This window comes from Bifidobacterium sp. ESL0732 (genome assembly GCF_029395535.1).
In the GTDB taxonomy this organism is placed as follows: Bacteria; Actinomycetota; Actinomycetes; order Actinomycetales; family Bifidobacteriaceae; genus Bifidobacterium.
Window position 1 is genome coordinate 1,531,557 of sequence record NZ_CP113920.1, and the last position, 24,578, is coordinate 1,556,134.

The 24,578-nt window shown below is 56.9% G+C and carries 17 protein-coding genes and 1 other RNA gene; 4 read left to right on the forward strand and 14 right to left on the reverse strand.

Translation table 11 applies throughout. The features are described from left to right. Positions 1-28: 28 nt before the first annotated feature. The 4 genes from OZX70_RS05955 to OZX70_RS05970 form a co-directional block, all read right to left on the reverse strand. Positions 29-1,279 carry an MFS transporter gene (locus tag OZX70_RS05955; RefSeq protein WP_277179868.1) on the reverse strand — a complete coding sequence of 417 codons (1,251 nt, stop codon included), beginning with the start codon at positions 1,277-1,279 and terminating at the stop codon, positions 29-31. Between the two features lie 259 nt (positions 1,280-1,538). Beyond that, entirely contained in the window at positions 1,539-4,001 is a 2,463-nt protein-coding gene (locus OZX70_RS05960) for a toprim domain-containing protein (protein ID WP_277179870.1), read from the reverse strand. Between the two features lie 248 nt (positions 4,002-4,249). After that, the gene (locus OZX70_RS05965) at positions 4,250-5,716 is read right to left on the reverse strand and encodes an RNA polymerase sigma factor (protein WP_277179872.1); all 1,467 of its coding nucleotides are present in this window, start codon (positions 5,714-5,716) and stop codon (positions 4,250-4,252) included. A gap of 223 nt (positions 5,717-5,939) precedes the next feature. Then, entirely contained in the window at positions 5,940-6,746 is an 807-nt protein-coding gene (locus OZX70_RS05970) for a hypothetical protein (RefSeq protein ID WP_277179873.1), read from the reverse strand. A 394-nt stretch (positions 6,747-7,140) separates the two neighbouring features. On the opposite strand from OZX70_RS05970, the gene OZX70_RS05975 reads away from it, so the two are divergent. Both OZX70_RS05975 and OZX70_RS05980 read left to right on the forward strand, forming a co-directional pair. Further along, complete coding sequence (locus tag OZX70_RS05975; RefSeq protein ID WP_277179875.1) at positions 7,141-8,328, forward strand: polyprenyl synthetase family protein; 1,188 nt, start codon at positions 7,141-7,143, stop codon at positions 8,326-8,328. Positions 8,329-8,427: 99 nt separating this feature from the next. Continuing rightward, positions 8,428-10,896 carry a Stk1 family PASTA domain-containing Ser/Thr kinase gene (locus OZX70_RS05980; protein ID WP_277179878.1) on the forward strand — a complete coding sequence of 823 codons (2,469 nt, stop codon included), beginning with the start codon at positions 8,428-8,430 and terminating at the stop codon, positions 10,894-10,896. 4 nt (positions 10,897-10,900) lie between these two features. Here OZX70_RS05980 and OZX70_RS05985 read toward each other — a convergent pair whose 3' ends face one another. After that, complete coding sequence (locus OZX70_RS05985) at positions 10,901-11,602, reverse strand: lysophospholipid acyltransferase family protein (RefSeq protein ID WP_277179880.1); 702 nt, start codon at positions 11,600-11,602, stop codon at positions 10,901-10,903. Positions 11,603-11,687: 85 nt separating this feature from the next. Here OZX70_RS05985 and OZX70_RS05990 point away from each other — a divergent pair, with 85 nt between their 5' ends. Beyond that, entirely contained in the window at positions 11,688-12,311 is a 624-nt protein-coding gene (locus tag OZX70_RS05990; RefSeq protein WP_277179882.1) for a DUF308 domain-containing protein, read from the forward strand. Between the two features lie 110 nt (positions 12,312-12,421). Here the strand turns inward: OZX70_RS05990 and secA are convergent, their stop codons facing one another. Continuing rightward, positions 12,422-15,349, reverse strand: coding sequence for a preprotein translocase subunit SecA (gene secA / locus OZX70_RS05995; protein ID WP_277179884.1), 2,928 nt, complete (start codon positions 15,347-15,349; stop codon positions 12,422-12,424). A 272-nt stretch (positions 15,350-15,621) separates the two neighbouring features. After that, positions 15,622-16,314: a ribosome-associated translation inhibitor RaiA gene (gene raiA / locus OZX70_RS06000; RefSeq protein ID WP_277179886.1), complete on the reverse strand. Its 693-nt coding sequence runs from the start codon at positions 16,312-16,314 to the stop codon at positions 15,622-15,624. Positions 16,315-16,496: 182 nt separating this feature from the next. Between raiA and rnpB the strand changes: the two genes are divergently transcribed. Further along, positions 16,497-16,881: RNase P RNA component class A (rnpB, locus tag OZX70_RS06005), an RNA gene on the forward strand. On the opposite strand, the gene OZX70_RS06010 is transcribed toward rnpB, so the two are convergent. The 7 genes from OZX70_RS06010 to OZX70_RS06040 form a co-directional block, all read right to left on the reverse strand. Beyond that, the gene (locus OZX70_RS06010; RefSeq protein WP_348519443.1) at positions 16,880-17,341 is read right to left on the reverse strand and encodes a RecX family transcriptional regulator; all 462 of its coding nucleotides are present in this window, start codon (positions 17,339-17,341) and stop codon (positions 16,880-16,882) included. The two genes, rnpB and OZX70_RS06010, sit on opposite strands and share 2 nt — an antisense overlap. Positions 17,342-17,824: 483 nt before the next feature. Next, positions 17,825-18,997 carry a recombinase RecA gene (recA, locus tag OZX70_RS06015; protein WP_277179888.1) on the reverse strand — a complete coding sequence of 391 codons (1,173 nt, stop codon included), beginning with the start codon at positions 18,995-18,997 and terminating at the stop codon, positions 17,825-17,827. A 235-nt stretch (positions 18,998-19,232) separates the two neighbouring features. Next, positions 19,233-19,466 (reverse strand): DUF3046 domain-containing protein, encoded by a 234-nt coding sequence (locus OZX70_RS06020; RefSeq protein WP_277175450.1) that lies wholly within the window; start codon positions 19,464-19,466, stop codon positions 19,233-19,235. 117 nt (positions 19,467-19,583) lie between these two features. Then, complete coding sequence (locus OZX70_RS06025; protein WP_277179890.1) at positions 19,584-20,096, reverse strand: helix-turn-helix transcriptional regulator; 513 nt, start codon at positions 20,094-20,096, stop codon at positions 19,584-19,586. A 66-nt stretch (positions 20,097-20,162) separates the two neighbouring features. Beyond that, a complete protein-coding gene (locus OZX70_RS06030) occupies positions 20,163-20,693 on the reverse strand; it encodes a nicotinamide-nucleotide amidohydrolase family protein (protein ID WP_277182131.1) in 531 nt (176 codons plus the stop codon). Between the two features lie 211 nt (positions 20,694-20,904). Next, a complete protein-coding gene (gene pgsA, locus OZX70_RS06035) occupies positions 20,905-21,594 on the reverse strand; it encodes a CDP-diacylglycerol--glycerol-3-phosphate 3-phosphatidyltransferase (protein WP_277179892.1) in 690 nt (229 codons plus the stop codon). A gap of 37 nt (positions 21,595-21,631) precedes the next feature. Beyond that, positions 21,632-24,520, reverse strand: coding sequence for a DNA translocase FtsK 4TM domain-containing protein (locus OZX70_RS06040; protein WP_277179894.1), 2,889 nt, complete (start codon positions 24,518-24,520; stop codon positions 21,632-21,634). Positions 24,521-24,578: the final 58 nt, after the last annotated feature.

The window sequence follows — 24,578 nt, forward strand, 5'->3', positions numbered from 1 at the left end:
CCAACCGATTATCAGGAACGCTCAGGCATCAGGCCTTGTGGCCGACCTTGCGCCGCAGCATCTCGTGCATCACCACCATGAGCACCAGCAATACCAGCAGATACCACGGATAAAGAGCTATCGAAATATGCTGGGCAATGAGACCAAACACGGGAGGCATGATCATGGAACCCGCATAAGCGCACGCCATCTGCACCCCGACAATCGCCTGCGAGCGCTCCACACCGAAATAGGTGGGGGTGGAATGGATGACGCACGGGTAAATCGGCGCGCATCCCAGGCCAATCAGCACCAGACCGACAACCGTGGCGACGTGCCCCGGCAACGGGATAAGCATGACGACAATGCCGATGCCGAGAACGGCTTGGCCGATGCGGATCATCGTGGGATCATCGAATTTCATGGTCATGAATCCGCTGAGTGCGCGGCCCGCGGTGATGCCCAGATAGAACAGGCTTGCCAGGCTCGCCGCGGTGACCTTGCTAATGCCGTCGTGACCGACCATGTAGCTCGAGGCCCAAAGGCCCGAGGTGGTTTCGATGGCGCAATAGCAGAAGAACATCACAAGAATCTCTTTGGCGCCGCGGATGGCAAGCACCCCGCGTACACCTAGTGGCTTTATAGGCTTCGCTTCAGTTTCGGCCTTCGCTTCAGTTTTTGCAACGGCTTCGGTTTTATCGACAGGAGCTTTGCTCTCGCTTTGGTCCGAACCGACCGCCGCCGGAACATCCTTCCGGCCTTTCCAGAGGGGCAGCGAGAAGACGATAATTACCGTCAGCACGATCTGGATGATTGAAATGTAGCGGTATCCCCACGGCCAGCCTTGACCGTTGGAAAGCGCAAATCCCATGATGTAGGGACCGACTGAGGCACCGATGCCCCACATGCAGTGCAGCCAGCTCATGTGCCGGCTCGCGTAATGGATGGCAACGTAGTTGTTGAGCGCCGCGTCCACGCCACCGGCCCCAAGGCCGTAAGGAATTGCAATCAAGGCAAGTACCCAGTAATTGGGTGCCACTGAGAAACCAAACAACGCAACAGCGGTCAGCCCGACAGAGAAAGCGGTCAATTTGCCGGTGCCAAATCGTAGGGTCATTCGATCGGAGAGCAACGCAGAGACGATGGTGCCAGCCGAGATAATCATGGAAATGCCGCCGACCCAGGAAAGTGGCACACCCATCTGCGGGCGCATGCTCGGCCAAGCGGCACCGAGCAGTGAATCAGGCAGACCCAGCGAAATGAACGCCAGATAGATGACGGCCAGCAACAGATTGGTCACGATAACTCCTTCGGGTCATGACGCCGGTTTGAAAAATTTCGATTCCAACAACCGAATGAAAGACAACGTTTTCATTCTCTCATACCGGTGGGGACGAAAAACCGAAGACAACACACCCTCATCTCATGATACGAAACGTCATATCACCGAAAGACGAACGCAGGAATGAAGCCTTTCCCGACAAGACTCGGTTACTGTATAGAGCCATGCCCATATCACGATAATTCAGATATGGGAAATGCAATTGTTGCATTCGCTATCAGGTATCGATCTTGGTGCGGTCGAAGTCGTCGGCGTTGTCGACGATGAACTGACGACGTGGAGGCACCTCGTCGCCCATCAATAGGGTGAAGATGCCGCTGGCGTCCTCGGCCTCCTCCATCGAGATGCGGCGCAGCATGCGGGTGCGAGGATCCATGGTGGTGTCGGCCAACTGGTCGGCGTCCATTTCGCCCAGGCCCTTGTAGCGCTGCACGTCGGGGTTGTAGGCGATGCCTTTCTTGTCGAGCTCGGCGAGCTTGCCTGCCAGTTCGTCGTCAGAATAGGTGTAGATGAACTCACCCTTGTGCTTGCCGGCCAACGCGATACGGTGCAGCGGCGGCACGGCGGCGTAAACGTGGCCGTGGGAAATAAGCGGGCGCATGAACCGGTAGAACAGCGTCAAGAGCAAGATACGAATATGCGCGCCGTCGACATCGGCATCGGTCATCATGATGACCTTGTCGTAACGGGTCTGCGTGACGTCGAAGTTGGCGCCGCTCCCCGCACCAATGACCTGGATGATCGCCGAGCATTCCTTATTGGCGAGAATCTGGGTCATACTGGCCTTCTGCACGTTCAGGATCTTGCCACGAATCGGCAGCAGCGCCTGGAATCCGGAGTTGCGAGCGGCCTTGGCGGTGCCGAGTGCGGAATCACCCTCGACGATGAACAGTTCGGCCACGTCGTCGTTGCCCGGCTGGCAGTCGGAAAGCTTGGCGGGCATGGAAGCGGATTCGAGCGCGTTCTTGCGGCGGGTGACCTCCTTGGTCTTGCGTGCCTGAATACGCGCGTGCATCTCGCCGACAATCTTTTCCAAGACCCGTCCGGACTGCTCCTTGAAACCGCGACGGGACCCGTTGATCATCTCGCCGAACTGCTTGTCGGTCATCCTGGCGACGATTGGGCGCACCGGAGCCGTGCCAAGCACGTCCTTGGTCTGGCCCTGGAACTGCGGTTCGGCGATGCGCACGGTGACCACGGCGACGAGGCCGGCGAGGATATCGTCACGCTCGACCTTGTTTTTCGAGTCTTTGAGATTGACCTTGAGCTTGCGTGCGTTGGCTTCGACAGCCTTGCGCACCTGCTTGGTGATGCTTTGCAAGAAGCCGTCGACATGCATGCCACCGCCGGGGGTCTCCACGACGTTGACGAAACTGCGGATGGTGGTGTCGTAGCCGTTGACCCAGCGCAAGGCGATATTGACCGAGCAGTCGCGTTTGATCTTTTCGGCGTGCAGGTCGCCGTCGGTGTCTACCGCCTGCGTTTCCTCGGTATAGGTGGCGTCGCCTGCGATGCTCCAGACCGTCGAGACCGGTTCGCCGTGGGAAAGGAAGTCAACGAAGTCCTTCACGCCGCCGGTGTGCAGGAATTCTTCGACACGCTTGTGGGGGCGTGCAGGGGCTCCGTCGGTTTCGATGTTCAGTGACGTGTTGGTTCCGGCATTGTTACCGTCATCGTCGTTTTGGGATTTATCCGATGGATTATCATCATCGGTCTGTGCGGTTTCGGACATGTCGTCAGCCGCGCGGGTCTCGTCATCATCTTGCGATAATTCAGCATCTCCGTCAGTTCCAATGTTTTCGAAACCGTCCGACGAAACCATCGAATCATTATCATCGTCGAACGCCGAAGCCAACGTAGGGGCTTCAGCAACCGCGGAAGCATCCGCATTTGCGCCACTACCGGCAACCGATTCCTCCGGCTGCGGCGTATCGACCTCGAACATATCGTCCACGGCCGCATCCCCGGTTTCGGGAATGTTCTCGTCGATGACCACGATTTTGAGGCCCGGTACCAGGAAGCTGGTCTGACGTACGCGGTCAATCAACTGCTCGTAGCTGAAACGGGCGGTATCGTTGAAAATCTCCGGGTCGGCCCAGTAACGGATACGAGTACCGGTGGTCTTGGGTGTCACCTTGCCGATGATTTCAAGCTCGGTGGGCTTGCCCTTGCGGGTCTTTTTGAATTTGTTGTCCGGCGAACGATGCTCGGCATCCGAATCGTCGTAAACACCGGGATGTCCCTGATGGAACGCCATATGGTAGGTCTTGCCGTTGCGGTCGACCTCGACATCCAAACGGGAACTCAAAGCGTTGACCACAGAGGAGCCGACGCCGTGCAAGCCACCGGAAGCGCCGTAGGAGGAATTACCGAATTTTGCGCCGGCGTGCAGCTTGGTGAGCACCACTTCGACACCGGTGAGCTTGGTTTTCTTTTCAACGTCCACAGGGATGCCACGGCCGTTGTCGGCAACTTCGATCGAACCGTCGGTGTGCAGTGTGACTACGATCTTGTCGCAGGCACCGGCGAGCGCCTCGTCGACGGAATTATCGATAATCTCCCACAGGCAGTGCATAAGCCCCTGGCTATCGGTGGTGCCGATATACATGCCGGGACGCTTGCGTACGGCGTCAAGCCCTTCCAGCACGGACAGATTCTTGGCACTGTATTCCTCAACCATTCGCTTCTATACCTACCTTACCAACGACTATCAGGCTTTGGGCCACGAATTATCACCATACCCAACAGCCTCGCCAACGCCGTGCTTAAAGTCTAAAAGGCCAGCGAAGAATCTGAAATTTTGTCGGTTGTTTTACATACCACAATTGACCCGACACAAATCGGGTATTAAAACAATCAGATCCGTTCACTGTGAAATTTATCAGATACGGGAAACCCGCCGCACAAAAGCGGCGGGCACCAAAAAACTCACTGATCCAAGAAATCACGCAGTGTCTGCGAACGAGACGGGTGGCGCAACTTCGACATGGTCTTGGACTCGATCTGACGAATGCGCTCACGGGTCACTCCGTAGACACGACCGATGTCGTCAAGCGTCTTAGGCTGTCCGTCTTCAAGACCATAACGCATCTTGATGACGCCGGCTTCACGGGGGGAAAGCGTCTCGAGCACCTGCTTAAACTGCTCCTGCAGCAGGGAGAAGGCCACGGCCTCGGAAGGCGCGATCGCATCTGTGTCTTCAATCAGGTCGCCGAACTCGGAATCGCCGTCCTCACCGAGCGGGGTATGCAGCGAAATCGGCTCTCGGCCGTACTTCTGCACTTCCTGCACCTTCTCGACGGGCATATCGAGCTCGCGGGCCAGTTCGTCAGGCGTGGGCTCGCGGCCCAGATCCTGCAGCATCTGGCGCTGGACGCGCGAAAGCTTGTTGATGACCTCGACCATGTGGACGGGCACGCGAATCGTGCGGGCCTGGTCAGCCATGGCGCGAGTGATGGCCTGGCGAATCCACCAGGTGGCGTACGTGGAGAACTTGAAGCCCTTCTTCCAGTCGAACTTCTCGACGGCGCGAATGAGGCCCAAGTTACCTTCCTGAATCAAATCGAGAAAAAGCATGCCACGGCCGGTGTAGCGCTTGGCTAGGGAGACGACCAGACGAAGGTTGGCTTCCAGGAGATGATCCTTGGCCTTCTTGCCGTCGTTCGCCGCCCACTTGAGTTCGCGCTTGCGTTTGAAGTCCATGCCGTCACCCTGGGTGTCGAGCAGATGCTGGGCATAGAGACCGGCCTCGATGCGTTCGGAAAGATCGACTTCCTGCTCTGCATTCAGCAGGCTCACGCGGCCAATCTGCTTCAGATAGTCCTTAACGGGATCGGCGGTGGCACCAGCGGCGACCACGCGGCGTTTCGGGTTGCCGGAAGGCGTCAGATTGTCATCGTCGTCGTCATTGTTGCTGACGACGAATGCACCTTTGGCTTTCGGCAGCTCTGCGGCCTTGCGATGGGAAGCCGCACTGTCGTCGCTCTCGTCGTCTTCATCGTCATCAGGCTCGGAATTCTCATCCTCGTCTTCGTCATCATCAGGCAAAGTGGAGGAATCATCCGACAAATCGTCGAAATCCTCGTCTTCGTCGACTTCCCCAACGTCGTCGACATCTTCGAGGTCGGCGTCCTGAAGGTCTTCATCGTCTGAAATATCCTCAGAATTCTCGTCGATCTCACCAGCATCGACTTTTCCCGCGGTTATTTGTTCATCTTTCTTCGACTTTTTCGACGTCTTTTTTACAGCAGTGGTTTTCTTCGCTTTTTTCGTTCTGGCCGTCGCCTTTTGCGTTGCACCTGAAGAAGACGAACGGGTGGCCTTCGACTTACGAGTAACCTTGCTATCCTCGCTTTGCTCAGACTCTACGGTTGTTGCCTGTTCCTTCTTGGCCAAACGTACCCTCCTCAAGTGAATGATAATTATTCCCACGCTTACAAGACAGCGTGAATCCACCACATTACAAAACCTGTGACTATAGAAGTCAACCATCAAACAAGGACGATTATTCCCATTGTCAGCGAATGACTCCATCAAAGAACAATGAAATGCCTATTGAAAAATTTTCAAAGTCCCAATCTGGCACTCAGACGAGACCAAAGAACGACTTTCCGGTTTTTCACATTTGCCAGGCGGGACGCAAACCTTGATTTATCGCAGAGCAAATAATGCGTGCAAGTGTACATTGCTCATCCAAGCACAGTGCCTCACATGCATAGTCGAGCGCATCATCGCTGCCCAGCCACCATGACCCGTACGCCGCAACAGTCAACGGCTGCACCTCGAAACGACCGCAAACCAGTCTCGCCATATCGACAAGCATATCGATTCCACAAGTGCAACGTTCAAGATCCGGTGAGGCGTCGGCATCGTTGAAGGCAGCGTCCAACAGTCGATAAAGACGGATGACGTTGCCCGGCTCGTGGGGTTCGGCCGCCAAATCGAGCATTGCCTTGACGCCGATCTTTGCACTCTTCGCCCCGACCAATGACATAATCAGTGCATCACGCGGTGAAAGCATATCCGCCATAGCCACGCAGATCGCCAGCGCATGGGATTGCGACATACTGTGGACATGATTGCACAGATTCTCATTCCATTCGCAAAACGGCTCATTGAGCCACTCACGGTTCGCTTTTGCAATGCCTTTCTCCATTTTGTATTCTTGCAATCGTTGTGCCAAGGCTTCCAATTGCGGGTCTTGGACCTCATGGGGTTCTTGCGACTTTTCGCTTTCTTCTCCAAAATCTTCGCTGGTGCCGGCGGCTTGAGAGGCATGCTCTGCTATCGCGGCGTTGATGGCCTGCTCATTGACGACGTCCAGATTGGTGTCCTTGTCAAACCGGTCTCGTTGGTCTCGGTTCGGATTTTGTGCTTGTTTCTTATCGCGTCTTGGTGCCGCTACATGTATCGGCATATCGGCCATCGTGCGTTTCCGAGGCTGGGCCGCCCCCGTGTTTCTGAGCGCTGGACCATGGCCAGCAGTCGGTTTCCTACGACTGTCGGCCACATGCGTCGAGCGCGACCCCGAAGGCTTTGTTGCCGGATGAGGTTGCCGAGTCTTGCCGTTCGACTTCGTTGATATGTTTTTTGCCATAGTCACTCCTTTGTTATTTCTTGTCTAAGTTCCGTCTTTGCCGGCAGTCGCGGGAAACGGATAAAACATCTTGTCCAATTCACTATGGCACATTTTGCCTCTTTTCCGTGCTGATTTCGGCCACTGTGGTCGAATGCTCATAAGCGTTGGAAATCCGCCATTCTTTTGCTCTATACTGCGATGTGAATAATCAAGTAGGCTGATGTGGATAATCTTGGGACTTATGCAAGCAAGTGTGGATAACCATGTCATCGACCGACGTATCACCGAACTGTGCGAGAGATGGATGCGCGTCAATGGACACCATGAAGTGGCGATGAATCTCAACCCGACCTTGCAAGCGGTTTTCAACGAAGGCCTGGCCGCCAATCGTGGCGGCAAACGGCTTCGAGCGCTGCTCGCCTTGGCCGCGTTCAAAGCCTATGAAGTTTCGACATCCTCAAGGTCCGACGGCAATGACAGGACTTGCACAACTCCGAGCCATAGAAAACCTGCAAATACAATTCATTCCAAAGATTCCAGCCAAACTCACCCAACGATTCAAAACGTTCCCGATACCATGCTCGACTTGGCCTGTGCCATCGAAATCTACCAGACCAGCGCATTGATCCATGACGACATCATCGATGATTCACCACTGCGCCGAGGCCGACCCAGCGCCCACGTCGTTTTGAGACAGAAAAACGCGCCAGACAATTTCGGAACTGGGCTGGCACTGATGCTCGGCAACATGCTCGCCACCGCCTCGGCGGATATCGCCTCATTAGCCTTAGAAGACCATGTATTGCAATATGCTGACGCCAATCTGCATACGTTTCTTGACATGCAACGAGCCGTCGAAATCGGACAGACGCTGGATCTGAGCGCAGAGACCATCAGTCTCGACGAACCTGACGAACTCATCAACTCCTCACTCAACGTCTTTGCCTGGAAAACGGCAAGCTACACCACCATCGCACCGCTCGAGCTCGGACTCTGTGCGGCAGGGATGGCCCCAGAAACCGCACATCAGGCCGCATACGACATCGGGCTGCCGCTTGGGGTCGCGTTCCAGCTCACCGACGACTTGCTCGATGTCATCGGTACATCGCAATCCACCGGCAAGCCCGTCGGCGGGGACATCCGCGAAGGCAAGCACACCGTTCTGCTCGCCGACGCACTGCAATCAGCTGACGAAACGGACAGGCAGACTCTCATTGAGATATACCGTCAACCCGCCAGAAGCAGCGCTGACGTGCATACTGCACTCAGTCTTTTCGCGTCAACCGGTGCTATCAATCGGTCACGCAAACGTATCCGTGACCGGTGGAAGCAAACGCAGGCAGCAATCGTTACCACGGATTTGACACCAGAAAGCCGCACGGCGCTGACGGCATCCTGCGCACAATTCATCCCCGATGCACTGAGGTAATCCGCACTCCTCCCATTTCGCCGGGATCCTTCCCGTACCTTGCGGCATGTAATATTGAGACATTCGTACCCACCAGTAGCCAAGGAACACAACCAAGTCATGAGCGAAGCCGAAAACGAGCCGCAAACCCAGCTGATCGACGGGCGCTATCGCGTCCTGGGCCCGATTGCGGACGGCGGCATGGCTACGGTCTACAAGGCCAAGGACGAACGGCTCGAACGCGTGGTGGCTATCAAGGTGATGCACACGCAGCTGGCCCAAGGACCGCACCGCGACCAGTTCGTCGCCCGTTTCCATCGCGAGGCCCGCAGTGCCGCGGCCATCAGCAATCCGCATATCGTTCAGGTCTACGATTCCGGAACGGCCGGCGGACGCGACTATCTGGTGATGGAATACGTGCACGGCGTCAACCTCCGCCATGAAATGAACGAGCGCGGCACCTTCAGCGTCCACGAAACGGTACGCATCATTTCCCAGACGCTCGACGGGCTGGCAAGCGCACATCGTGCCGGCGTAGTGCACCGCGATATCAAGCCCGAGAACATTTTGCTCAACGACCGTGGACGCGTGCAGATCACCGATTTCGGGCTGGCCAAGGCGATGAGCGAAGCCACGCTTTCGACCACCGGCATGCTCTTGGGCACGGCGGCATATCTGGCTCCGGAGATGATCGAAAACAACATCGCTACACCGCAGGGCGACCTTTATTCCGTTGGTATCATGGCTTGGGAGATGTTGGCCGGGCAAGTGCCGTTCACTTCAGACAACCCGGTGACGATGGTCTTCAAACACGTCCATGAAGACGTGCCTGCACTCGAAACCGTCTGTCCTGGCATTGACCCTTCGATTTCCGGCTTTGTCAGCCATCTGACGGCACGGTCTGTTGAAGACCGCCCCATCGATGCCGCGGCCGCACTGCAGGAACTCAAAGCGCTGAGCTCGCGGATCGGTGTCGACGGCTGGCAATATCGCTATGTTCCGCAAGATGAAAAAATCGAAGCCAAAGCGAAAGGAGCCACTTCCCCACTGGTTGGCACCGCCGTACCGCTGGCTGACGCTGCTGTGAGCACCGCACCTTCCCGCGTCGCTCACAACGAAGCCGGAGACACCGCTTCATATGCGGCTAATCCGGCAAGTGAGGCGGCCGACTATCAAACCAAGGTTCCAGCGCCGCCTGCTCCCACTACCAGCACAAGCGCAATACGTTCAAACGCGTCACAGCCCAACGCACCATCGGCAGCGTCCTCGATATACGAACCTTCCAATGCTCCGGATACTTCGAGTATTTCGAGCACTTCCAACGGTTTCGCCACTCGCGAGCCTTCATCGGATACGGCGACTTCTGCCGCCGGCACATCTCCATTCGGGGCGACACAGGCCCTGCCGTCAAACAGCACTTACGAACGCCAATCCGCGCCCAACGCGGCCACACAGGCCATCAACGGACGGACGTTGGCAAATGATGGCACGGCCGCAGTGAACAATCCGACCATAACCATCGGACTGATGGATGCGCCGACCGATGAACAAGTCAAGGATTTGGCTGGCGATAATCCCACCACCAAGACCAAGTCCCAAAAGCGATCAAAACTGCGCAAGCCGGTGGTCATTACCACCATCATCCTGGCGCTTTTGGCCGTGCTCGCAGCCTGCGGCATAGCATGGTGGTATTTCCTCGGACCTGGAAGCTATTACAGCGTGCCCAAGCCTGAAGATCTGAACTGCTCGGAAAACAGTGTGTGCCGTATCACCGATGTCAAATGGAAACCGTACGAAAGCACCCTTAAAGTGGCCGGGGTTCCTTACGAGGTCTCTGAGCAATTTAGCGACAAGGTGGACAAGGGCTCTGTGATCTCCACCGATCCCGGCAACGTGGGAGGCCACGTGAGCAAGCGCACCAAGGCAACGCTCAAGGTGGTCGTCTCCAAGGGCATCAGGCACGTCACCATTCCCAAGGACATCCTCGATCCGTCGAGCGCCGACGGCAAAAAACCGATGGAAGCGCTCTCCCAGGCCGGTTTCACCAATATCGTCCATGTGGAAAGCAAGGACGAATACTCCGAAGACCTCCCTGCGGGAGCTGCGAAATCCGTTTCCCCCAAACCCGGAACGACCATCGCCCACAACAGCAAGGTGACGCTGGTCCTTTCCAAAGGACCGATGCCGGTGAGTATGCCTGACGTGATCGGGCGTTCGAAGGACGACGCACAGGCGGCGTTCAATGATGCTAAGCTCAAGCCGAACTACACCGAAGCGTTCAATGATTCGGTGCCTGCCGGTTCCATCGTCTCCACTTCGCTTAAGGCCGGCACGCAAATGCATTGGGGCGACAAAGTCGACGTTGTGGTCTCCAAAGGGCCAGAGACAGTGACCATTCCTGATGTGCGCGGCAAAAACGAAGGCGACGCACAGAAAACGTTGGAGGCTTTGGGCCTGAAAGTCAAAATTTCGGCGCCTCTGGGCGACCTCACCCATCAGGTTCGTTTCCAGTCACCCGACCCGGGAGCGCAGATTCGCGTGCGCGGCAACGACGGCAATCCCACCGTCGTCACGCTTACCGTGGTCTAAAGGATTATTTCGGCTGGTCGGCTTCTTGCACCTTTTTCATCCTCGCCTTGACGGTTTGAGCGTATTCGTCGACGTATTCCTGGCCACTGAGTTTGTCGATTTCGGCCATGACATGGTCGGTCAGCTCACGCAGCTCTTCGTGGGTGATGGTGTCGGGATCGACTTTCTTGACGGCAATCGGCTTGCCGTAAACCACCTTGGTATGCCCCGAGCTGGGGATGACCTGGCCGGGCATCTGAATCTTCCTGCTGCCAATGACGGCAGTGGGAATGATGCTGCAACCGGTTTCCAAGGCCAGCTTGGCCGCTCCGGTATGGCCGCGATACAGCCTTCCATCAGGGCTGCGCGTGCCCTCCACATGAATGCCGAAAAGATGCCCATCCTCGATGATCTCGCGGGCATGGGCCAACGCTCCGAGCGATTTAGAACCGCCGGAACGGTCCACCGGGAAGACGCCGACAGAGGTGAACCACCATTTGATAAATTTGCCTTTGATGCCTTTGCCTTCGAAATACTCGGCTTTGCCCATGAAATGAATCATGCGCGGGCTCGTCAGAGGAATCAGCGCATCGTCGATGACGGCCAGATGATTCGAGGCGATGATGCCGCCACCGGTTTTGGGGATGTTCTCGACGCCGACACCCGTCGGGTGCATGCGCCACCGGGCAATCGGGCCAAGTCCTTTGACAAAGAACCAATAGAGCACGAGCTCTTCCCTCCCTGGTTCGTGCAGGTCTCACAGGCGCGCACGTACCGCACAATTGGCCGACCGCTGGGTTAGAGTGGTCGGTATGACTAGCCTCAAGGATAGCAACAACAGTGACGACAAGCGAGACGGCGCCGATTCCGGTGCGAGTTCCAACGACGCGTCGAATGGAAACGGGAGCGGAAATCCCTCCTCTTCCGATGCTGCTGCGCAAGATGAGGCTTGGAAGCGCTTTGAGGCGGAACACGCCGATGATCTTGATGACATCAGCAGTTCCCGAAACGCCAAGCGCTTTGAAAAGCGCGCCAAACGCGAGGAAAAGAAGGCTCTGCTCTCCGTTGAGGACATCACGCCGGATTCCTTCGCCAATGGTTTTTCAGCGTCATCCTCTTCCTCTAAGCCTCGCGGGCCCCGCGATTTCGAAGGTTCCAGCTGGCTCGACACCGATAACGTCATTGACAGCTTCGACGATTTCACGCCGCCGAATCCCGACCTTGGCCACCTTGACCCGGTCAAGGTCGTGTTCTGGGGATTGTTGGTTATCGGCATCGCCGGCCTGATCGCTGCGGTCTTTTTCCCCAGGTTCGCTGGCATCATGGGCCTTGTTTTCGGCCTGTCCGCGCTGATCGGTGGAGTGGGACTTCTCACCAAGCATAAGGGATTCCATCAGACCCAGACGGATTATTACGATGACGGGTCGAGGGTCTGAAGATTCGCACTTCAGATACGTACAAACGGAACGGTGGCCGGCAGATTTCTCTGTCAACCATCGTTTTCCTCTATCCGCTAACCCAGAGCTAGCGGATAGCTAAACAAGCTTCACTTCTTTTCGTTCTGTCCGTGGCACATCTTGTACTTGCGACCCGAACCGCAGGGGCAAGGATCGTTCTTTTTGGTGCCGGGGAACGTCCTGCCGTCAGCCCACGGGCTCTTGAGCTCTTCGGCCTTCGGACGCTTGCTGGCCGGAACCTTGCCCTCAGCGTGGCTCATCGGTTCGGGGCCCACGATACTGGGCTCAGGATTGCCTTCGTCGCTTTCTTCAGTTTCGGCGATATCGGCTTCCTCGGCATCTTCATCGGCTGCATCGGGATCGCCCGGAGCGGAGGCTACCGTAGCTTGGGATTCCGCGGCCTCCCCGTCATCAACAGACCCGACCCCAGCGGCTTGTGCGGCCGCATCAACAGCCTCGTCCTCGGCGGAGGCCTCGGCCTGTTCGGTTTCGGCTTCGGCGTCTTCGGTCTTGGCCACCTGCTGGATGTCGACGTGGAAGAGCAGCTGGATGCTCTCTTCCTTGATGGCGTCGATCATCTTGTTGTACATCTGGAAGCCTTCGCGCTGGTACTCGACCAACGGATCGCGCTGACCCATGCCACGCAGGCCGATGCCGTCCTTCAGGTAATCCATCTCGTAGAGGTGTTCACGCCACTTCTTGTCGAGAACCGCAAGCACAACGCGACGCTCTAGCTCACGCAGCCCGTCGGCACCGATCTTGTCTTCGTAGCCGGCATACTGCTTCTTGGCGTCGTCAACAATGAATTCCTTGACGGCGTCGACGGCCTTTTCGCCTTTGAGACCTTCTGCCTTCTTCTTAGCGTCGTCCTCTTCAACGGAAATCGGATACACCGTCTTCAGCGCGCTGAACAGGCCGTCCCAATCCCATTCGTCGGGCTTGTCACTGCCGTTGTTGGCGCCCTTGATGTAGCTTTCGACGGTTTCGTCGATAAAGCGAAGAATATCTTGGTGAATATCGACGCCGCGCAACACGGCCTGACGCTCGGAATAGATGACCTTGCGCTGTTTGTTCATCACATCATCGTATTTGAGGACGTTCTTACGCATTTCGAAGTTGCGGGATTCCACGGATTTCTGGGCGGTGCGCACGCCCTTGGAAACGCTCTTGGACTCGATGGGCTCCCCCTCGGGCAGACCCTTGGCCATGACTCGGGCAACGAGCTGGGTGTTGAACAAGCGCATCAAATCGTCTTCAAGGCTCAGGTAGAAGCGGGACTCGCCGGGGTCGCCCTGACGGCCGGAACGGCCACGCAGCTGGTTGTCAATACGGCGGGATTCGTGGCGTTCGGTGCCGAGCACATAAAGACCACCGAGCTTGGTGACCTCTTCGTGTTCGTCCTTGGCCTGATCCTTCATCTCCGCCAGAGTTCCGGGCCAACGCTTCTCATACTCTTCGGGGGTATCGTCCGCAGAATAGCCTTCGGACTTGAGCTTCTGATCGGCAAGGAACTCGACGTTGCCGCCGAGCATGATGTCAGTACCACGGCCTGCCATGTTGGTGGCCACGGTGATGGCGCCTTTGCGTCCTGCAACGGCGACGACCGCCGCTTCCTTCTCGTGGTGCTTTGCGTTCAGCACCTGATGAGGAATGCCGGCGACGTCAAGCAGCGAGGAGACGACTTCGGAGGACTCGACCGAAGCAGTGCCGAGCAGGACCGGCTGGCCCTTCTTATAGCGCTTGGCCACATCCTTGATGATGGCGGTAAGCTTTTCCTTCTTGGTGCGGTAGATCAGGTCATCCTGATCGACACGAATCATCGGCTTGTTGGTCGGAATCGGCAGCACGCCCAGCTTGTAGGTGTTCATGAACTCGGCGGCTTCGGTTTCTGCCGTACCGGTCATGCCCGCAAGTTTGTCGTACATACGGAAGTAGTTCTGCAAGGTGATCGTCGCGAAGGTCTGGTTCTCGGCCTTGACCTCGACGCCTTCCTTGGCCTCGATGGCCTGGTGGAGGCCTTCGTTGTAACGACGGCCCGGAAGCACACGACCGGTATGTTCGTCGACGATAAGCACTTCGCCGCCGGTGACGACGTAATCCTTGTCTCGCAGGAAGAGTTCCTTGGCCTTGATGGCGTTGTTGAGGTAGCCGATCAACGCGGTGTTGCTAGGCTCGTAAAGATTATCAATGCCAAGGAAATCCTCGACCTTGGTGATGCCCGGGTCGAGAATGCCGACGACCTTCTTCTTTTCGTCGACCTCATAGTCCTCATCACGCGTCAGCTTGGTGACGAGCTTGGCGAACTGGCGGTACCAACGGGTGACGCCGCCTTCGGCCGGGCCAGAAATGATCAGAGGAGTACGTGCCTCATCGATAAGAATGGAGTCGACCTCATCGACGATGGCGTAGTGATGGCCACGCTGCACAAGCTCGTTCTTTTCCCAAGCCATGTTGTCGCGTAGATAATCGAAACCAAACTCGTTGTTGGTGCCGTAGGTGATGTCCGCTTCGTACTGCTTGCGACGCTCTGCGGGCTTCTGGTCTGTAATGATGCAGCCGACGTTCATTTTCAGGAAGCGGAAGATACGGCCCATCAGCTCGCTCTGGTAGCTGGCGAGGTAGTCGTTGACGGTGACGATGTGGACGCCTTTGCCTTCCAACGCGTTCAGGTACGCGGGAAGCGTGGCGACCAGGGTCTTGCCTTCACCGGTTTTCATCTCGGCGATGTTGCCCCAATGCAGGGCCGCGCCACCCATCAGCTGCACATCGAAGTGGCGCTGGCCGAGCGTGCGCTTGGAGACTTCACGCACCGTGGCAAAAGCCTCTGGCATGAGCTTGTCCAAATCCTCGCCGTTGTCGAGACGCTCTTTGAACTTGGCCGTCTGACCGGCAAGTTCCTCGTCGCTCAGCGCCGCAATCTCATCCTCGTGTGCATTAGTCGCCTTGGCCACATTCTCAAGCTTCTTGATCTGGTGGCCTTCGCCCATACGAAGGGCCTTGTCGACGATATCTACCAATTTCGCTCCCTAGTTCGTTTCCCATAAACGAGCAAGACCAAGCCAACCAAGGCTTGGCACAGACTATCGTTCATCTTACGCGACGGCGCAGATTTTCCGCGTTATCGGCGATACTTGCTTACAAAATACGATATTTTTCAACCATACATAAATCGACCCATCGGCTTGTTTCCGATGGGTCGATGAAATCTGATTGACAGATTCCGCTTGTCTGAACCTTCATTGCCTAGGCTCTTGGGCTTAAAATCCCTTGTAAGCGGAATCTAATTGTATTACTTCTTGTTCTTGGCGGCCTTTTTCGCCTTCTTGACGTTTTCTGCGGTGTCAATCTCGAAGACACCATAGCTCCAGCCATGACGACGATAGACAACAGAGGGACGATTGGTCTCACTGTTGACGAAGAGGAAGAAGTCGTGGCCGATAAGCTCCATCTCGTAGAGCGCCTCGTCGATGGTCATCGGCTCGGCGATATGCAACTTGCGACGAATGACAATCGGGGTATCCCCGACCTGGACCTCGACGCTTTCGCCCGGGCCGAGGTCGGTGGAAAGCGGATGCTCCATCTCTTCCGGCTCCTGCATCGCGGTGGGCTCGGTATTAATCGGCTCGTCAATTGGCACGACACCCATATCGACGGTCTTCTGTTCCTTGCGAGTGGGACGATGGCTCTTGCGGCGGTCACGCACGCGACGCAGACGAAGCGTCAGCTTGTCCAGCGCGATATCGAGAGCGCTGTATTCGTCCGAGCTTGAAGCTTCGGCACGAACCACGGTGGCACCAGCCTCGATGGTGATCTCGACGCGCTTAGCGGTGTCGGCCTGGCGTGGGTTGCCTTCGTGCGATACGACGATCTGGGCGCGCTCGGTGTCCGGGGCAATCGACGTGACACGCTTCATCTTCGTATCCACGACATCACGGAACTTTTGATTGACTTGCATGTGACGTCCGGTAACGACAATATCCATGGTCGACCTCCTGTTAGGTTCAACGGGTCTGCCCCGCCTAATGTGCCAGCAGCCGCATTACTGCTGTGCTGCTAGTTCCAGTCTAGCGTCTTAGCTTGAAACAAGCTGGGTATTGCCCGAAAAATACGCCGTTCGCTTTTCTGCAACGCCATGCGCTACGCTTTGCTATAATCGGATGTTTGTGAGACCTCTTGATGGTCGCGGCCGCGTTTGGCTCGTCCAAAACGGCTGAGGAACTTCCGGGCTCCGTAGAGCACGATGGCGGATAACGTCCGCCCAGGGTGACCTGAGAGCAAGCGCAACAGAAAACAGACCGCCCGAGCAATCGGGTAAGGGTGAAACGGCGGTGTAAGAGACCACCGGGCCACTGGTAACAGCTGGCCGCTGGCAAGCCTCATCGGGAGCAAGGCCAAGCAGAAGGCACGTCGGAATTTTTCGGTTCCGGCACGGGTTGCTCGCCCGGCCTTCGGGTAGGCTGCTGGAGCCTGGCGGCGACGTCAGGTCGAGATGGATGACCGTCCGTGTGGCAACACACGACAGAACCCGGGGTATACGAGGTCTCACTTCACTCTTTGTCGAACAGTTCATGACAGACGCGACGCAAGGTTTCCGGATCGTGGCCTTTGCGCCCGCCGGCACCCCAGAAACGACGACGACGAATCTGAAGCTCCAAGCCCTCCGTCTTCACTGCAACCTTGCGCCCCAGCTGCCAGGCGGCGTCCTCGAACACACCTTGATCTCTAGCTTCTGAAGCCACCTGCTGCGCAAGCAGGTCATCGACATCTTTACGTTTCAGTTCCATAACGGTACCGCGGAAACCGAGCATTCGCCCAGCACAGCTGCGTACCACAGAACGTGCGTAATCTTCGTCATCAATCAAATGAACGTCGACCAGACGCATCACCACATCGTCGGCGACAACAGGGTCATAGCCCTTGTCAACCAGTCGTTTGACAAGCGCCCCGGAGGATCGGGCGGCTGCATCGAGCAGAGTCAGCGCTGCCTCTCGGCAGGCATCCACATCCATTGGATCATCCGGTACCCGTTTTGTTGGCGCACCCCTGCGATATTGGCGATAACGACTACCGCCACGCCTACGGCCGTATTTGCCGTATTTCCTACGTCCGCGACCTCCGTTGAAAGTGTCTTCATCATCAAGAGTACCGCCGAAACCGCTGGTATAGTTGCTGGTCACCGCCAGTGCATGGGTATGGGCCTTATTGGGCCTTTTAGTCCTTGCCGATTTGCGATCTCGAACTGACGCTGCAACGTCGTCTACACTGTCTGCCTGCGAATCAGAAACAACCAAACCCTCTACAACTCCGGCTGAATCCACATCAACCGCGCCCATCCTCGAATCAGGTACAGCTCCACTATCGCCAGACTGAGCTGCCTCAGCGACACGGCTGGCATCGGTTGACTTATGGTCGCCATCGCCAGATGAAGCATCCGGCAGATGGCGACCCTGCAGAAATTCCTCGACGCTGATCATGGGTCGACTCCGAAAAGGTTAGGCTTTTGCGCCCGAATCCGAGGATGGGGCGTTTTCACCGGTCTCAGCTGAAACGGCGGCATCATCTGCGGATGCTTCACCGTCGCCTCCTGGTTTGGAATCGTCAGGAATCAGACCGTACTTGATCTTGACCTTGCGTTCGATTTCGTCGGTCAGCGCCGGGTTGTCCTTGAGGAACTGGCGGACGTTCTCGCGCCCCTGCCCCAGTTGGTCGCCTTCATAGGTGAACCAGGAACCGGATTTCTTCACGACATCGCACTGCAATGCCATGTCGAGCACCGAGCCCTCCCTGGAGATGCCCTCACCGTAGAGGATGTCGAACTCGGCGAACTTGAAGGGCGGCGCCATCTTGTTCTTGACGACCTTGACCTTTGTACGGTTGCCAACGGCCTCATCACCGTTCTTCAGAGTCTGGATGCGGCGGATGTCGAGACGCACCGAAGCATAGAACTTCAGTGCCTTGCCACCAGTCGTGGTCTCCGGACTGCCGAAGAAGACACCGATCTTCTCGCGCAGCTGGTTGATGAAGATGGCGGTGGTGTTGGACTGGGCCAAAGCGCCGGTCATCTTGCGCAGAGCCTGGCTCATGAGCCTCGCCTGCAGGCCGACGTGACTATCGCCCATCTCGCCTTCGATTTCGGCCTTGGGAACCAAAGCCGCGACCGAATCAATGACCACGACATCCAGTGCGCCGCTGCGCACCAGCATATCCGCAATCTCGAGCGCTTGCTCGCCGTTGTCTGGTTGAGAGATAATCAGGGAATCCGTATCGACGCCAAGCTTCTTGGCATAGACCGGATCGAGCGCGTGTTCCGCGTCGATATAGGCGGCCACTCCCCCGTTTTTCTGAGCATTGGCCACCGCATGCAATGCCAGCGTGGTCTTGCCGGAAGATTCAGGACCATAAATCTCGACAATCCTGCCGCGCGGCAGGCCTCCGATCCCGAGTGCCATATCGAGAGCCAACGAACCGGTGGGAATGACTTCGACGTTTTGCACCGGCTTGTCGCCAAGACGCATCGCCGAACCCTTGCCAAAGTCCTTTTCGACTTGCTTCAACGCGGTGTCGAGTGCCGCCTGCTTGCGCGGATCGATGCCGTGCCCACCATTGCCCTGAGGCTCGGCGCTCTTGGCTTTGCCGCCTTTCGCGGTCTTTGATTGCTGTGCCATCGTTCTCCTTTACGTTCGCTCCCGCACTACCAGAGTACGGAGCAATCCGTCACTAATGCAAGCTGAACGGGGTTATGTGGTCGAATGCTTGCCTTTTCGACACGCCGTGGTTTTCCAAGCTTTTAAGCCCCTAACCCCATTTATTCGTTCCTGCTGTCAAAAATAATCATAGAACAACATACGAACATTTGTTCGAATAGACGCGCCGAAACCACATATCCCTAGTTTGAAAAATTTATTTCGCCGGCAGTGGCGGCGCGTTATGATCCTTGCCCCAGCGCTTGGAGTCCGGAATCTGCAACTGGTCGCACAACACGTTCCATACCACGCGAGGTTCCACCCCGTCGGCGAGCGCCTCGACCACGGTCATGTCGTCAAGGGCCGTCAACACCTGATCGTGCGCCAACGAACGTCCGTACGTCCGTCCAAGCACTTCTTCCAGCAATTGCCAAAATTCACGTTCTTTCACGACGACCAGTCTATCAGCGCAAACGAATACGAACCCATACGCGAAATCCTTCCAACAACAAAAGAGCCCACCGGCCGTAAGCCGACGAGCCCTTCAATAAACTGAATGAATACCCTGTCACGCCTCGTTGTAATCGAGATAATCCGCCACCATACGCAGCATCTGCGAGGTGCTCAGGCCCAGCGACTCGGCGATGGACGCCAGCAATTCAGAGCTGGCCTCCTTCTGCCCGCGCTCGACTTCGGAAAGATATCCGAGCGAGACACCGGCCTTTTCACTGACCTCACGCAAGGTCTTGTGATCGCGGGTGCGCAGGTCACGAAGCACGTGACCAATGGCCTCGCGTAACGAAATATCGCGGCTTTCACCCTCGGTGTCGTGCTTGCGCGCGGCCGCCCTGGGCTTTGACTGCTCGGCATCTTCTTCCTGCCACATCCTGTTAAGTACCGCCTGACGTTCATCTTTCGCCTTTTTGGCAGCACGTGCCTTTAAAACCTGTTGTTGCGCGAAAGCCACTGCACGCTTTTGAGCAGGGGTCAAATCCCTGTTGCGCGCATTGCTTGGGCGCGTCGCCCCTGATGCAAGCGTGTTCATTCCCATCTGCTCCTGTGGTCGAGTCATCGTTTCCATTACGCCACCCCTCTTTTACCTAGTGCTGTTCATGTTGTCACTTTCATCAACAGCTGAGGGGAAAGTTTATTCCTCTGTGAGCATTGTGAGCTGCGTCACAAGTTGCAATACATTAAGTACCGTAAGCCCCCGAACCTCTTCTCTCGAGCCAAAAAGCCGCAGTTTGGCCGCGACCGTCCGACGGGTATCGGCATTATTGTTAGCGGGAACACTGATACCGACATAGACAAGCCCGGCCGGCTTATCGCCGTCAGGACCCGGGCCAGCCACGCCAGTAGTCGATAGCCCTAGAACCTTATCACCATATTGTTTCTGACGGTACAGCCGGGAGGTACACAAAGCCATCTGACGGGCCACTTCCGGATGCACAGCACCTTCCCTGCTCAACAAATCGGCATCCACCCCCAGCACACTTGCCTTGGCGTTAATGTCGTAGGTCACCGCAGAACCGAGGAATACGTCAGAAGCTCCGGGAATACGCACGAAGGCATCCGCCAACAGACCGCCGGTCAACGACTCGGCCGCAGCAATCTTGCAACCTTGGGCCTTGGCCCCGTCAAGAATTCGGGCAGCCAATTGATCGCAACTTGCCTTGATTTCGCAGAGCGTGCCCTTTGAGACCATGCCTTCAAAATCTTCAATCGCAAGCGAATCACCGTCAGGCGTTTCCACGTATTGACGCATATCCCCTCCTTAATGAGCAATCTGTAGGTATCAAGAATATCCGATATTCCTGATACCTATAAAAACACCCCAAACCTACCTACCATTCGGTAGGTAATTGGTTTGGGGCAGATTTTACAAGCTCTTACTTGGTTTTTCGCGCCCGCACCACATTACGGACATAGACGTAGCCGGAATACAGGCAGAGAATCAAAGCTATGCCGATAAGCAAATCGGTTATGCTGTAGTAGCAGAACCACCAAACTGGAACACCCGGACCAATATGGGAGAACGCCGGCCCGCCACCACTGAAGGCGACTCGCCCGGGATTCGCGATGTCCGAGGACAACGCCCACACCGGCATCAGGAGCATACCCAAGCCGATGCACTGGGTAAGCGTCTTGTATTTGCCGGCCTTGTCTGCCGCGATGACCTTGCCGCCGGTGTCGATAACAAAGAAACGCATGATGGTGATGCCGATTTCACGAATCAGGAACAACGCGGTAACCCACCATGGCACCTCGCCGAAGGCCGAGGCGACGATAAGCGCCGAGCAAATCAGCAGCTTGTCGGCGATGGGATCCATCAGCTTGCCGAGCTCCGTGACCTGGTTATAAGTACGGGCCATCCAGCCGTCGAGTTTGTCGGTCGAAGCGGCCACAATAAAGAGCATCGCCGCAGCGAAACGCATCCACGGGCTGCGCTGGCCCCACGGGCCTGCAGCGATATCGACCCACAGGAATATAAGGACCAGCACGATGCGCGTGTAGGTCACCAGATTCGGCGGACTGTTCCAACCGTCCAGAAGCGATTTTTTCCCATCTCGTTGTTGCATACCCATACCTTAGCGCGGCTACGATACTGAAACCTGTTTATGCCGCTTCAGCATTGCCGTTTGAAGATGACGACGCGATGGCACTGGTCTTGCCTTGGATGAAGTCGAGGACCTGGGTCAGATCCTGCGGCTGAACCAAGACCTCACGGGCCTTGGAGCCTTCCGAAGGGCCTACGACACCACGCGATTCCAAGAGATCCATCATGCGGCCGGCCTTGGCGAAACCAATGCGCAGCTTGCGCTGTAGCATCGAAGTGGAACCGAACTGCGTGGTGACCACGAGCTTTGCCGCCTCCAAAAGCGTGTCCATGTCGTCGCCGATTTCCTCGTCGGGGTGCATCTCGTTCTCCTCGGCTTTCTTGGCCATCTCCTCGATATCCTCGCGATAGTGCGGCTTGCGCTGTGTACGCACGAATTCGACGGCCTTGCGGATCTCGGACTCCCCGACCCACGAGCCCTGCACGCGGATCGGCTTGGCCGAACCCATCGGTAGGAACAGGGCGTCGCCCTGGCCGATCAGCGATTCTGCGCCGGTGGAGTCAAGGATGACCCGCGAATCGGTGGCCGAGGAGGTGGCGAAGGCCAGACGCGAGGGGATGTTGGCTTTGATCAGGCCGGTGATGACATCGACGGACGGACGCTGGGTGGCGAGCACCAAGTGCACGCCGGCGGCTCGCGCGAGCTGGGTGATACGTTGGATGGAGCTTTCGACGTCGTTCTTGGCCAGCATCATCAGATCGGCCATCTCGTCAACGACTACGAGGATGTACGGATACGGGGCGACCTTGCGTTTCGAGCCGAGCGGGGCATGGACCTTGCCGGCGAGCACGGCCTTGTTGAAGTCCTTGATGTGGCGGAAGCCGAAGTACTGGAGGTCGTCGTAGCGGGCGTCCATCTCCTTGACCACCCATTCCAAGGCCTGCGCGGCCTTCTTTGGGTCGGTGATGATCGGGGTCAGCAGGTGCGGGATGCCGGCGTAGGCGGAAAGTTCAACGCGCTTGGGGTCGACCATGATAAGGCGCACCTGCTCGGGGGTGGCGCGCATGATGATCGAAGTCAACATGGAGTTGATGAAGCTGGACTTGCCAGAACCGGTGGCGCCGGCGACCAGCAGGTGCGGCATCTTCGTGAGATCGGCAGTGACGATATGACCCTCGACATCCTTGCCGACACCGGCAAGCATCGGGTTCGGGTCATTCATGGCCTTGTCACTACGTAATACATCACCCAAATGCACGATCTCACGGTCGATGTTCGGTATCTCGATGCCGATGGCGGATTTGCCGGGGATCGGCGAAAGGATACGCACATCGGTAGAGGCCACGGCATAGGCGATGTTTCGTTGAAGATTTGTGACTTTCTCGACTTTGACCCCCGGGCCCAGCTCGACCTCGTATTGGGTAACCGACGGACCACGCAGGAAGCCGACGACCTTGGCATCAACGTGGAACTGGTGGAAGGTGGCGGTCAGCGCCTTGATGACGTTGTCGTTGGCCTGCGTGCGCGCCAGGTGCGGCTTGCCCTTCACCAAAATATCAAGGCTGGGCAGATGATAGGGTCTGTTGTCCTCTTCATCCGCGGCGTTCTCGGCTTCGTGTCTGGCAACAGAATCGTCGCCGTCGTGGTTTGCGATGGAAGCAGGCAGATTCGCCGCCCCTCCGGCAATGCCTTTGACTTGGGGCAGCATGGGCTCGGTGGCGCTGCCGTCCTTGCCTACCGCAGCCCACGGATCACTTGCTTGACCGGCGACGGAATCATCAGGCTCCGCACTCGAGCCGTATGGGCCCGTCGAAGTTGCTGGCTGCGGAGCACCGGAAGCATTGGCTTGACCGTTCAACGGCACTACTTGAGTCGCGTCATTTCCATTGCTCTCACCGCCAAAACCAACCACGCCGGACGTCGCGGAGGCAGGAACGCCAGCAACCCCTTGAATCTCACCAGTGACAGGATTGACCAGAGTCTGCGGATGGCCTTCAATCAGCTGAGTTTCGTCACTCTGACCGTTGAGGTCGGCAGCCCTGTCGAAGGCCTCGTCGCCGGCATAATGCTCCAGTTCGCCATCGTTGCTGTCGCCGTCGGAATGGCCGAAGATACGGGAGAAGAATGCGCCGATACCATGCTTGTGAGGTTTTGACGTATCGTCAGGTTTATCCTCATCATCGCTGCCGTCATGAGCCGGCACACCTTCGGCAAGCTGCAACGTTTCATCGCCGACACGCACTTCGTTGGGGAACTGTTCGCTTTGCACGTTCACGCTTGCATTTTCGCTATCGGTATCGCTTTCGCTGACGTTATCGCTTTTCCTACGTTGTGACCAGTCTTGCAACCGTTCGGGAATCTTGGTGATATCGAGTTTGACAATAAGCAGGAGCGAGAATATCGCGATGACCACGAAAATAATGACAGCAAATACGCTGGAAAGTCCCCAGGCCAAGGGCGAGCCGAGCGCGAAACCGAGCAGACCGCCGGCGCTACGCAACACATCCATGTTGAACTCGCGAGACGGTGAGGCGACGATGGCGTCGATGATCGAACAAATCGACCAGAACAGCAATGCGCAGCCGATAATCAGACGCAGATTGCGCTTATGTTTTGCCGGGTCGAGCAGCACCTGATAAGCCACGACCAGCAGGAAGACCGGCAGCACCACGCTCATGACGCCGAACAAACCCGCCGCGACCATGTGCAGCCAGTGGCCGATGAACCCGTCGACATGGAACCATTCCGAGGCGCAGAACATGATGGCGACAATCACCAATGCGAAGAAACCTGCGATGCGGCAGAGCGTGGAGTGACGGACGAAGAACGAGGCATCAGCTGGCGGCATGACCTTGGTCGCTGCCGTTTGACTATCCGAAGAAGACCCGTTCGCTTTGCCGCGACGGGTCTTTGTATTTTTGCCATTCATCTGTGTCTTACGTGCCATAACAACAGTGATTTTACTTCAAGCCCGCCCCGTGGCGCCTGTTTGCCGGCCAACCTGC

Bases quoted from the DNA above. Each gene is read 5' to 3' on its own strand.
- OZX70_RS05960 (WP_277179870.1), bottom strand. From the start codon at position 4,001: ATGGTTGAGGAATACAGTGCCAAGAATCTGTCCGTGCTGGAAGGGCTT.
- OZX70_RS05970 (WP_277179873.1), bottom strand. From the start codon at position 6,746: ATGGCCGATATGCCGATACATGTAGCGGCACCAAGACGCGATAAGAAA.
- OZX70_RS05975 (WP_277179875.1), top strand. From the start codon at position 7,141: ATGCAAGCAAGTGTGGATAACCATGTCATCGACCGACGTATCACCGAA.
- OZX70_RS05980 (WP_277179878.1), top strand. From the start codon at position 8,428: ATGAGCGAAGCCGAAAACGAGCCGCAAACCCAGCTGATCGACGGGCGC.
- OZX70_RS05990 (WP_277179882.1), top strand. From the start codon at position 11,688: ATGACTAGCCTCAAGGATAGCAACAACAGTGACGACAAGCGAGACGGC.
- raiA (WP_277179886.1), bottom strand. From the start codon at position 16,314: ATGGATATTGTCGTTACCGGACGTCACATGCAAGTCAATCAAAAGTTC.
- OZX70_RS06010 (WP_348519443.1), bottom strand. From the start codon at position 17,341: ATGGATGTGGATGCCTGCCGAGAGGCAGCGCTGACTCTGCTCGATGCA.
- recA (WP_277179888.1), bottom strand. From the start codon at position 18,997: ATGGCACAGCAATCAAAGACCGCGAAAGGCGGCAAAGCCAAGAGCGCC.
- OZX70_RS06025 (WP_277179890.1), bottom strand. From the start codon at position 20,096: ATGGAAACGATGACTCGACCACAGGAGCAGATGGGAATGAACACGCTT.
- pgsA (WP_277179892.1), bottom strand. From the start codon at position 21,594: ATGCAACAACGAGATGGGAAAAAATCGCTTCTGGACGGTTGGAACAGT.
- OZX70_RS06040 (WP_277179894.1), bottom strand. From the start codon at position 24,520: ATGGCACGTAAGACACAGATGAATGGCAAAAATACAAAGACCCGTCGC.